This window comes from Calidithermus terrae (assembly GCF_003574345.1).
Classification (GTDB): Bacteria; Deinococcota; Deinococci; order Deinococcales; family Thermaceae; genus Calidithermus; species Calidithermus chliarophilus.
On the sequence record NZ_QXDL01000162.1, the window covers coordinates 1 to 9,601 of the forward strand.

The following is a 9,601-nucleotide window of genomic DNA, read 5'->3' on the forward strand; positions in this document are numbered from 1 at the left end:
GGCCCATCCCTTCGCCCAAGACCCAGCCCGTCAAGCCGGCCCCGGCGCCCGCCCCCAAGACCAAGCCTCAGCCCAAGGTGCGACCCCCGCTGCCCAAACCGGGCCTGTGGGGCTGGCTGCCGGGGCTGGTGTTCATGCTGCTGGGCCTGGGCAGCCTGGCGGTCGCGGTGCAGCGCTACCTCAACCCCCCCGAGTACACCCTCCCCGACTTCAGCGGCAAGACCGCGACGGAGGTGCTCGAGACCGTGCGCACCTGGGGCCTCAAGCTCGAGTTCGGCGAGGGCAGCGACCTCACCCGCCCCGAGGACACCGTGCTCGAGCAGACCCCCGAGCCCGGCAGCCAGGTCAAGCCGGGGCGCAAGCTCACCCTCACCGTCAACAAGCACAAGCGCGGCACCGTGCCCACCCTCTCCGGCCGCTCCGTCGAGGACGCGCGCAAGGCCCTGCTGGAGGCGGGCTACACCCTGGGCGGGGTGGTGCGGATCGACTCCCCGACCCTCGAGGGCACCGTGCTCGCCAGCCGCCCGCCCGCCGGGACCAGCTTTTCGGCGGGGAAGCCGGTCGAGCTGCTGGTCTCCGCCGGGCCCGGCCCGCGCCGCCCCGAGACGGTGCTCCCCGACCTGGTGGGCCTGAGCCAGGAGGACGCCAAGTACCTGCTCGACGTGGCCGAGCTCAAGGGCAACTTCCGCTCGGTGGTCAGCGGGGCGCCGCAGGGGGAGGTGGTGCGCCAGGAGCCCGCGGCCGGGACGCCGCTGCTCAAGGGCACTGCCGTGACCGTGTACGTCAGCAAGCAGCTCGAGGCCACCGTGCCCGACGGCCCGCCCTTCGCCCAGGACGTGCCCGAGCCGCTGCCCGAGCCCGCCCCCGAGCCGCTGGAGCCCGGCGGGGACGGTAGCCCGCCGCAGCCCGCCGCCCGCAGCCTCCAGCTCAGCCTCACCCTGCCCCCCGAGCTCGAGGGCTCCAACGTGCGCATCACCGTCCAGGACGAGGCCCGGCCCGAACCGGTGGTGATCTTCGAGGGCCCCACCGCGCCCGGCTGGAAGTTCGAGCCCCCCGGCGGCGTGCCGGTGCAGGGGCGGGCCACGGTGCGCTGGTTCGTCAACGACCAGCTCTACCAGGAGTTCACCGACTCGCCCTAGCCGCCCGCACAGCCATGAAGGGAGCCTGGGCCGAAGCCGTCGCCCGCAAGCACCTGCTGGCGAAGGGCTACGCCCTGCTGGGCCAGAACCGCCGGACGCCTTACGGCGAGATCGACCTGTGGATGCGGCAGGGCGAGGTCTACGTGGCGGTGGAGGTCAAGCAGCGGCGCGACGGCCGCTTCGGGACGCCCCTCGAGGCCCTCACCCCGCAGAAGTACGAGCGCCTGTGGCGCTCGGCGCTCTACCTGCTGGGCCGCGACGACCTGCCGGTGCGCTTCGAGGCGGTGCTGGTGTACGGCACGCCCCGGCGGTTTCGCCTCGAGCACCTGCCCATCGAGCCCTGAAGACCCGCCCCCCTACATTCGTCCCGGCCGCGGGGGGATAATCTGGGGCGGATGTACCGGAACCTGAAGGCCTTCATCGACGACCTCGAGCGCCGCGGCGAGCTGGTGCGCGTGCGCGAGGAGGTTTCCTGCGAGCTCGAGATCACCGAGATCGCCGACCGCATGGTCAAGACCGGCGGCCCGGCCCTGCTCTTCGAGAGGGTGGAGGGCCGCGACTTCCCGGTGTTCATCGGCGGCTACGGCAGCGCCGAGCGCACCGCGCGGGCCATGGGCGTGCCCAGCCTCGACGCCCTGGGCGAGCGGGTCGCCAAGCTGATGGACCTCAACCCCGGCAAGGGCGGGCTCAAGGCGGTGTTCAGCCTGCTGCCCAAGCTGGGCGAGCTCAAGGGCTTCTTCCCCAGGCGGGTCTCGAGCGCCCCCGTGCAGGAGGTGGTGCTCAGGGGCGAGCAGGTAGACCTCTCGCGCCTGCCGGTGCTCAGGTGCTGGCCCCTCGACGGCGGCCCCTTCATCACGCTGCCGCTGGTGATCACCAAGGACCCCGAGACGGGCGAGCTCAACCTGGGCATGTACCGCATGCAGGTGCTCGACCGCAGGAGCACCGCCATGCACTGGCAGTTGCACAAGGTGGGCCGGCGTCACTACGACAAGGCCAAGAAGCTGGGCAAGCGCCTCGAGGTCGCCGTGGCCCTGGGCGGCGACCCCATCCTCACCTACGCCGCCACCGCGCCGGTGCCCCCTATCCCCGGGGTCAACGAGTTTAACCTGGCCGGCTTCCTGCGCGGGGCGGGCGTCGAGCTGGCTAAAGGCGTCACCGTGGACCTCCCCGTGCCCGCCGAGGCCGAGTTCGTCCTGGAGGGCTACGTTGACCCCGCCGAGGAGCCGGTGGTGGAGGGGCCCTTCGGCGACCACACCGGCTTCTACACCCTCGAAGACCTCTACCCCCGCTTCCACGTCACCGCCGTCACCCACCGCAAGGGCGCGGTCTACCCCGCGACCATCGTGGGACGGCCCCCTATGGAGGACGCCTACCTGATCGAGGCCTCCGAGCGGCTGTTCCTGCCGGCCGCCCAGCTCATCCTGCCCGAGGTCGCCGACTACCACATGCCCCCCGCGGGCGTGGCCCACAACTGGGTCAACGTGGCGATCAAGAAGGCCTACCCCGGCCAGGCCTACAAGGTCGCCAACGGCATGTTCGGCCTGGGCCAGATGATGTTCGCCAAGGTGATGGTCGTGCTCGACGCGGGCGCGGAGCTCAAGCCCGGCTTCGAGGCGCTCATGGAAGCCCTAAAGCACGCCGTCCCCGGCCGCGACACGCTCGTCTCGCGCGGGCCCATCGACGTGCTCGACCACTCGAGCCGCTCCATGGGCTACGGCGGCAAGCTCATCCTCGACGGCACCCGCAAGCTGCCGGAGGAGGGGGGAGAGGTGCCCTTCACCCCCAGGGCCCACCCCAGCCTGCCCCCCCTGCCCGGCGTGCGGCAGAAGCAGTGGCCCGGCGTCTGGGCCGCCACCTTCGCCAAGACCGCAGCGGGCCAGGCCCGCGCCCTGGCCGAGCAACTGCTGGCGACCCCACAGAGCGCGGGCATCCGCCTGCTGCTGCTCACCGACGACGACACCGCGCTAGACCCCGACGAGCTGCTGTGGGCCATCCTCAACAACATCGACCCCGAGCGCGACGCCTGGGTGCTGCCGGGGGCCGAGGGCCCGGTGCTGGTGCTCGACGGCACCCGCAAGCTGGCCGAGGAAGGCTTCGAGCGGCGCTGGCCGCCCAAGATCGTCATGAGCCCCGAGGTGGTGCGCCGCGTGGACGAGCGCTGGGAAAAGCTGGGGCTGCCGCCGCTGCCCGGGCGTGCGCCAGAGTCGGTGGGCTAGGACCGCGACTCGCGGCGCGGGTAGGTGAAGGCGACCCCCAGCACCGCCCCCAGGACGAGCCCGACCCCCGCGCCGAGCCCCAGGTGGCCGACGAGCACCCCGAAGACGGACCCGAAGATCAGGCCGAGGACCGCACCGAAGAACACGAACGAGCCCAGCAGGTTCTGTTTCACGCCTTCCTCCTCGAGAGTCTTTGTCCTGATTCTACGGCTTCGCGGGCATCTGAACCTCGAGCCCCCGCGCCGCTGGGTACGCTGGTGGCATGAGAGCATGGCCCCTGGTTCTGCTGTTGCTGCTCAGCCCCGCCCTGGCCCAGACCCTCGTGGAGGTCACCGCCGTGGCCGCCGTCCAGAGCTCGCTGGTGTCGGGGGTGCGCTTCCCCAACGGCTCCTTCAAGGCCGGGAAGGGGAGTGAGGCCATCGTGGCCCGCATCCCCGACGCGGCCCGCTTCAACCTCGAGGTCTACGCCGCCAAGGGCATCGCCGCCCGCCTCCACGACGCCTTCGTGGCCCAGATCATGACCAGCTTCGCCGCCGCCGGCTACCTCCAGGACGGCTGGCCCCAGACCCAGCAGGCCGGCGGCGAGACCCGCACCCGCTACAACTTCAGCGACGAGAGCGGCCGGGCGGCGCTGCTGTTCATCGTGCGCAGGGGGGATGAGCTGGTGTTTGTGGTGGGGAGGGCGAGGTAGGCCGGCGGCGGGGCGCGGGTCGTACGTCGTACGTCCTACGCCGAACGCCAAACGCCGAACGCCAAACGCAAGACGCAAGACGTAAGACGTAAGACGCCCTGGCCCTCGGCCCTCGACGGACCAAGGGCCTCCTGCTGATGGCTGACGGCTTTTCAAACCGGTTTCAGCACGAACTGATCGAGCTCGGCGGTCTCGAGCACCCCCTTGAGCAGGTGCTCGGTGACCTCGCGGATCTTGGGGTGGGTCTCGCCGGTGGGCCGGACCAAGGTGGCATCCGCGGGGATCACGCGTACCTGGACGGGGGTGAGGAAGTGCTGGCTGAGGCGTTCTTCCATCTGCTCCCGCACGTACTGGACCAGTTTCTTCTCGTCCAGCCGCGCGTTGCGCGAGCCGGGCGGGAGGTATTCCAGCACGTACTGTTCGGATAGGGCAATCACCAGGCGGATCAAAAGTCGCTCCTTTGCCCGGTAGTGTAGGAGGGCAGGGTAAACGCCAGGGGCCACTTGGCTTCAAAGGGCCTTTAGGCCGTTCATAGGATTTCCCAATTCTTCCCCTCGCCCGGCCCCTGCTACCCTAGGGGCATGAGCAAGCTGCGGTGGTCGGAGCTCGAGGCCGCCATCCCCCTCGGCGAGCTGCCCGCCTTCCACCGGGCCTTCCTGGCGCTGCACCGGCCCGAGCTCCAGGCCCAGGCCCTGCCCCTGCGGCGGGTGCAGCAGTACGTGACCCAGACCCTGCACACCCTGGCGAAGCAGGGGCTGGCCCGGCCGGCGGAGGGGGACTTCGAGCTCGAGGCCCAGGCCCTGCCCGAGCCCTACCGGAGCCGTTTTTCCGGGTGAAGGTTCACAACTTTTCCTCTTTAATGCGCGATCCGCTAATATAGAGCCCTGTATGCGCGTTATCGTCATCGGCACGCGGGGTAGCCTCCTCGCGCAGGCCCAGACCCGCCACGTGGTGGAGCTGCTGAAGGAAAACTGGCCCGAGGCGGAGTTCAAGGTGAGGACCGTGCAGGCCAAGGTCGGTCAGGACGCCACGGCGGCTGAGTTGCGCCAGGCGCTGCACAACCGCCAGATCGACATCGCCCTGCACTCGATGAAGTACCTCCCCACGGAAACGCCCGAAGACCTCCACCTGGTGGCGGTCACCCGGCGCATGGAGCCGCGGGAGGCCTTCTTAGGCCGCAGCGCCAAGCGCCTGGAGGACCTTCCCAAGGGCGCGGTGGTGGGCGCGAGCACCCTCTGCCGCAAGGCCCAGTTGCTGGCCTTCCGCTCCGACCTGCAGGTCAAGGCCCTCAGCGGCGACCTCGACGACCGGCTAGCGGCTTTAGGCAGCGGCGACTACGACGCCATCCTGATGGGCGCCTCCGAGCTGCTGCGCATGGACCTGCACAACCGCATCGACCATTTGGTCAGCCCCGAGGTCATCCTGCCGCCCGCCGGGCAGGGGGCGCTGGGGCTCGAGGTGCGCCGCGGCGACGACTGGGCGGAAGAGCTCGCCTACAGCCTCAACCACCGCCCCTCCGCCGACCGCGTCTACGCCGAGCGGGCCTTCATTAAGGCGCTGGGCATGGGCATCGGGGCCCCGGCCGGGGCGCTGGCTACCGTCGAGGACGACGGCACCCTGCGCCTGGAGGGCGTGGTCGTCTCCCCCGACGGCCGCGAGCTCATCCGCGCCGAGATCGAGGGCGACGCCTCCGAGGCCGAGGACTTGGGCAACGAGCTGGCCCTGGACCTGCTGGATCAGGGGGGCAAGGAACTGCTGGCACAGGTCGAGGTGAGCAGCTAGGCGGGGGGCGCGGGTCGTACGTCGTACGTCGTACGCCGAACGCAAGATGCAAAACGCCAGACGCCTTGTTCCCCCCTTAGCAAGGGGGGCCGGGGGGGATAAACCCTCCCCGCAGGCAGGGAGAGTTCCTTTTACCGCGAGCCACGGGCCTTTCGCGGGCGGCTGACCGTTTCCTGCCCTCTCAAATCCCTAGCAAACGGGTCGGGATTACTGACATTTGTCCCGGTGGACCGCTATACTTTTTAGGCAATGGCGATCAAGCGTTTGACCCGGCAGCGCAAGGCAGTGCTCGAGGTGGTGCGGACGGCGAAGGGACACCACCCCGACGCGGCGTGGGTCTATCACGAAGTCCGCAAGCTGGTGCCGAGCATCAGCCTGGGCACGGTGTACCGCACCCTCGAGGCCCTCGTGGAGGAGGGCTACCTGCTCCCCCTCACCCGTAGCGGCGACGCGACCCGCTACGAGGCCAACCTCGACGGGCACCTGCACATGCTCTGCACCCGCTGCGGCGAGTACCACGACCTGCACATAAACCTCCCCGACCTGCTGGCCCAGGCCCGGGCGCAGTACCCCTACCTCGAGCTCTCCGGGGTCCAGGTCGAGTACGAGGGCGTGTGCGAGCGCTGCCGCGCGGAGCTGAAGTCTTAAGTAGCTCCGGCGTGAGTCTGTCGGAGGGCAGGGTGACAGACTCACGCCGGAGCCCTCGTTCTCCCTCTCGCTCCCGAGCATGCCGCCGCACGCGGCGGCATGTCTGCGAGGGCCGGTCAGGGTGACTTTCGACAAAGTCACCCTGGAGGAACTTAGGGCTCGAGCAGCAGCCGGGCGAGCTCCTCGGGTTTTTCCTGCTGGGGCAGGTGGCCGCAATTGTCCAGCAGCACCAGGCGGCTGGCGGGGATGGCCTGGGCGAGGGCCTGGCCCGAGCCGGCGGGGGCGACGTGGTCCTGCCGGCCCCAGACGATGGTCGTGGGGAGGCGGAGCCCGGCGAGCTCGCCGGGCTTGAACAGGCCCCACAACGACTTCCAGACCAGCCAGCGGAAGGTGGAGAAGTAGGCCCGGCGCTGGTCGTCGCTCCAGACCCGGTCCCATACGCGCTCGCGCAGGAAGCCGCGCAGCTCGGGCGGGAGGGCCTCGAGGTCGTGGTAGTAGGGCCGCAGGCTGGCGTAGGCGAGGTCCTGGTCGCGGCGGAAGCCGTTGTAGGTGCGCTCCCCCAGCACGGGCAGCAGGAACAGCATCAGGCGGGGGTTGAGCCGGCCCTGCATCGCCGGGCCGTCGAGCAGGAACAGCCGCTCGGCCCGCCCCGGGTGATCGAGGGCGAAGCGCAGGGCGATGGCGGCGCCGAGGGAGTTGCCGGCGAGCGTGACCTTGGCGCCTTGGGGAAGGAGCGCGTCGAGCAGCCCCCGCACGGCCCGGGCGAAGAAGGCCAGGGTGTAGGCCCGGCGGGGGTGGTCGCTGCGGCCGAAGCCCGGCAGGTCCGGGGCGATCACCCGGCGGTGGGGGGCGAGCAGGGGGATCAGGCGCTGCCAGGAGTCGGCCTCGTCGCCGAGGCCGTGCAGCAGGAGCACGGGGGAGGGGTCGTGCGCCGAGGGGTCGTGCGCCGAGGCGTCGTAGACGTGGAGCTTCAGCCCGCCCGCCCGCACCTCGCGGCGGTAGGGCTCGAGCGCGGGGGGCACCCGGAATTGGGGCTTCATCGGCCCTGAGTTTACCCAAAAGCGCTCGGCCGCACGGGAGGGATGCCGTGCGGCCTTCAGGCTGTGCGCGCCACTGCCGGGGGCACGGGCGAGGCCGGGGGAGTGCTGAAGCCTCGAGGCGCACAGAGCCTGTGCCGAACGCCGGAAGACCTAGAGCCCAATTGCTTAGCCCTGGAGGGCCTGGACCTTTCCCAAGGACGCGAGAAGGCCCTCCGCGAGCAAATTGAGAACTTCCTGATGACCGACTGAGCGTTAGCCAACGAATAGCTCAACCCCACCTGAAGGCTTTTTCACGAAGCTGAAGCGGCGTTTCCTACCCTGAGGCTCGGAGGTGGAACCATGAAGCGAGCGATAGCTCTCCTGTTGCTGGGGACGTTGGCTTACGCCGAGCCCCAGATAAGCCCGCAGCGCATCATCGTCAACCCCGTTCCCACCGACCTTCAGGTGCGGGTGTGGGTGGACAAGGACCCCAGCAAGAGCAGCAACCCGGTCTACGAGAACGGCGAGCAGATCTCCATCGGCGTGCAGGTCAACCAGGACGCCTACGTGTACCTGCTGAGCATCGACGCCGCCGGCGACATCAACCCCATCCTGCCCAACCGCTTCGACGACGACAATTTCCTCCGCGCTAACGAGTCGCGGCGCTTCCCGCCCCAGGGCGCCCGCTACACCTACAACGTCAGCGGCCCCAACGGGCAGAACCGGGTGCTGGCCGTGGCCTCCAAGCGCAAGCTCGACATCGGCCGGGTGCTCGACGTCGCCAACGACTACCAGCCCCGCGTGCAGGGCGACCAGCTCGGCCGCACCATGGCTATCGTGGTCAACCCGGTCCCCGACCAGGAGTGGACCAGCGACGTGGCCTTCTTCACCGTCGGGCGCAGCCAGCCCCAGCCTCAGCCCCAGCCGCGCAACGGCACCCTCAACATCAACTCCAACCCCCAGGGCGCCGAGGTCTTCATCGACGGGCGCTCGGTGGGGCGCACCCCCCTGCGGATCACCCTCGAGCCCGGCCGCTACCGCCTGGAGTTCGTGCTCAATGGCTACGAGCGCTCGGGCATGGACGTGCGGCTCGACCCCGGCGAGAACGCCACCATCACCCGCGACCTCACCCCGGTGGCGCGGCGCAACGCCACGCTGGTCATCGACACCAACCCCCAGGGTGCGCAGGTCCTGATGGACGGCCGTAACATCGGCACCACCCCGCTGCGCGTGAGCGTGGCCCCCGGCACCTACCGCCTGGAGTTCGTCCTCGGCGGCTACGAGCGCTCGGGCATGACGGTCAAGGTTGACCCCGGCGAGACCATGCGCGTCGAGCGCAACCTCAGCCCGGTGGCCGGCATCGTCGAGTTCTACTCCAACGTTGACACCATCGTCTACGTTGACGGCAAGGAGGCCGGCCGGACCAAGAACGGCTACCTGCGCCTGCGGCTCAACCCGGGCGAACGCCAGATCGTGGCGCTGGCCCCCGGCTACCAGGTCTTCGTGACCAACGTGCGCGTCGGCGGCAACCAGACCATCCGCGCCAACCTCAGCCGCCTGTAGCGATAGGCTTCCTGCGGAAGCCGCTAATGGCCCATAGCCGATAGCTGCTTGACACGATGGCTTAGGGTGAGCCACCGGGAAATCCCCGGTGGCTCACAGCGCTTCGGCCAGGCCCTCGAAGGCCTTGGGGACCGGCGGGGGCTTACCCCCGTCGGCCCAGTTCATGCGCAGGTCGCGGACGGGCCCTTCGCCCACCCCCATGCCGCCGGGGAACAGCGGGCGGTAGTCCAGCGGCCCCGTCACGGCCTCCCCGCCGAAGGACGCCGCGAAGGCGGCCACCTCCTTGGGGTGCCCGAAGGTGAAGGCGTAGAGGGTCTCGCCCTCCTGCCACACGAAGCGGGGCTCGAGCGCCAGCGGCCCCAGCCGGCCCGCCCTCCGCACGAACGCGCGCTCCCGGCCCGGGCGCAGCCGCAGCGTAGCTTGGAGCAGCGTCCCCAGCGCGCCGAAGCTCCCCACGAAGGGGCGCACCAGGTCGTAGCCCTGCACGTTCTTCACCACCCGCCCCCCGGCCCGCAGCACCCGCCCCTTGGGGGTGCGGAGCTC

The 9,601-nt window shown here is 70.2% G+C and carries 13 protein-coding genes; 9 read left to right on the forward strand and 4 right to left on the reverse strand.

Annotation, left to right across the window (positions count from 1 at the left end):
• From Mterra_RS15655 to Mterra_RS15665, 3 genes are all read left to right on the forward strand, one after another.
• Positions 1-1,139, forward strand: a 1,139-nt coding sequence (locus Mterra_RS15655) for a PASTA domain-containing protein (protein WP_119316021.1), incomplete at its 5' end; no start/stop codon positions are given.
• A 14-nt stretch (positions 1,140-1,153) separates the two neighbouring features.
• Positions 1,154-1,483, forward strand: a complete 330-nt coding sequence (locus tag Mterra_RS15660; RefSeq protein ID WP_119316022.1) for a YraN family protein — start codon at positions 1,154-1,156, stop codon at positions 1,481-1,483.
• Positions 1,484-1,534: 51 nt separating this feature from the next.
• A complete protein-coding gene (locus tag Mterra_RS15665; protein ID WP_119316023.1) occupies positions 1,535-3,355 on the forward strand; it encodes a menaquinone biosynthesis decarboxylase in 1,821 nt (606 codons plus the stop codon).
• Here Mterra_RS15665 and Mterra_RS15670 read toward each other — a convergent pair.
• On the reverse strand, positions 3,352-3,528 hold the full coding sequence (locus Mterra_RS15670) for a hypothetical protein (RefSeq protein ID WP_218022948.1): 177 nt from the start codon (positions 3,526-3,528) through the stop codon (positions 3,352-3,354). The genes Mterra_RS15665 and Mterra_RS15670 overlap by 4 nt on opposite strands.
• 89 nt (positions 3,529-3,617) lie before the next feature.
• On the opposite strand from Mterra_RS15670, the gene Mterra_RS15675 reads away from it, so the two are divergent.
• A complete protein-coding gene (locus Mterra_RS15675; RefSeq protein ID WP_119316024.1) occupies positions 3,618-4,046 on the forward strand; it encodes a hypothetical protein in 429 nt (142 codons plus the stop codon).
• A gap of 152 nt (positions 4,047-4,198) precedes the next feature.
• Here Mterra_RS15675 and Mterra_RS15680 read toward each other — a convergent pair whose 3' ends face one another.
• Positions 4,199-4,495 carry a hypothetical protein gene (locus Mterra_RS15680; protein WP_119316025.1) on the reverse strand — a complete coding sequence of 99 codons (297 nt, stop codon included), beginning with the start codon at positions 4,493-4,495 and terminating at the stop codon, positions 4,199-4,201.
• 132 nt (positions 4,496-4,627) lie between these two features.
• Between Mterra_RS15680 and Mterra_RS15685 the strand changes: the two genes are divergently transcribed.
• The 3 genes from Mterra_RS15685 (at position 4,628) to perR (ending at position 6,476) form a co-directional block, all read left to right on the forward strand.
• The gene (locus tag Mterra_RS15685) at positions 4,628-4,882 is read left to right on the forward strand and encodes a hypothetical protein (RefSeq protein WP_119316026.1); all 255 of its coding nucleotides are present in this window, start codon (positions 4,628-4,630) and stop codon (positions 4,880-4,882) included.
• A gap of 52 nt (positions 4,883-4,934) precedes the next feature.
• A complete protein-coding gene (hemC, locus tag Mterra_RS15690; protein ID WP_119316027.1) occupies positions 4,935-5,828 on the forward strand; it encodes a hydroxymethylbilane synthase in 894 nt (297 codons plus the stop codon).
• Between the two features lie 249 nt (positions 5,829-6,077).
• Complete coding sequence (gene perR, locus Mterra_RS15695; protein ID WP_119316028.1) at positions 6,078-6,476, forward strand: manganese-dependent transcriptional regulator PerR; 399 nt, start codon at positions 6,078-6,080, stop codon at positions 6,474-6,476.
• A 152-nt stretch (positions 6,477-6,628) separates the two neighbouring features.
• Here perR and Mterra_RS15700 read toward each other — a convergent pair whose 3' ends face one another.
• Positions 6,629-7,516 (reverse strand): alpha/beta fold hydrolase, encoded by an 888-nt coding sequence (locus tag Mterra_RS15700; protein WP_119316029.1) that lies wholly within the window; start codon positions 7,514-7,516, stop codon positions 6,629-6,631.
• A gap of 63 nt (positions 7,517-7,579) precedes the next feature.
• Between Mterra_RS15700 and Mterra_RS21980 the strand changes: the two genes are divergently transcribed.
• Together Mterra_RS21980 and Mterra_RS15705 are read left to right on the forward strand one after the other, a co-directional pair.
• Positions 7,580-7,765 carry a hypothetical protein gene (locus Mterra_RS21980; RefSeq protein WP_147372842.1) on the forward strand — a complete coding sequence of 62 codons (186 nt, stop codon included), beginning with the start codon at positions 7,580-7,582 and terminating at the stop codon, positions 7,763-7,765.
• A gap of 90 nt (positions 7,766-7,855) precedes the next feature.
• Positions 7,856-9,058 (forward strand): PEGA domain-containing protein, encoded by a 1,203-nt coding sequence (locus Mterra_RS15705; RefSeq protein WP_119316030.1) that lies wholly within the window; start codon positions 7,856-7,858, stop codon positions 9,056-9,058.
• 93 nt (positions 9,059-9,151) lie between these two features.
• Here the strand turns inward: Mterra_RS15705 and Mterra_RS15710 are convergent.
• Positions 9,152-9,601 (reverse strand): DUF5639 domain-containing protein (locus Mterra_RS15710; protein WP_147372844.1); only part of this gene is annotated, 450 nt, incomplete at its 5' end.

Bases quoted from the DNA above. Each gene is read 5' to 3' on its own strand.
- Mterra_RS15660 (WP_119316022.1), top strand. From the start codon at position 1,154: ATGAAGGGAGCCTGGGCCGAAGCCGTCGCCCGCAAGCACCTGCTGGCG.
- Mterra_RS15665 (WP_119316023.1), top strand. From the start codon at position 1,535: ATGTACCGGAACCTGAAGGCCTTCATCGACGACCTCGAGCGCCGCGGC.
- Mterra_RS15675 (WP_119316024.1), top strand. From the start codon at position 3,618: ATGAGAGCATGGCCCCTGGTTCTGCTGTTGCTGCTCAGCCCCGCCCTG.
- Mterra_RS15685 (WP_119316026.1), top strand. From the start codon at position 4,628: ATGAGCAAGCTGCGGTGGTCGGAGCTCGAGGCCGCCATCCCCCTCGGC.
- hemC (WP_119316027.1), top strand. From the start codon at position 4,935: ATGCGCGTTATCGTCATCGGCACGCGGGGTAGCCTCCTCGCGCAGGCC.
- perR (WP_119316028.1), top strand. From the start codon at position 6,078: ATGGCGATCAAGCGTTTGACCCGGCAGCGCAAGGCAGTGCTCGAGGTG.
- Mterra_RS15700 (WP_119316029.1), bottom strand. From the start codon at position 7,516: ATGAAGCCCCAATTCCGGGTGCCCCCCGCGCTCGAGCCCTACCGCCGC.
- Mterra_RS15705 (WP_119316030.1), top strand. From the start codon at position 7,856: ATGAAGCGAGCGATAGCTCTCCTGTTGCTGGGGACGTTGGCTTACGCC.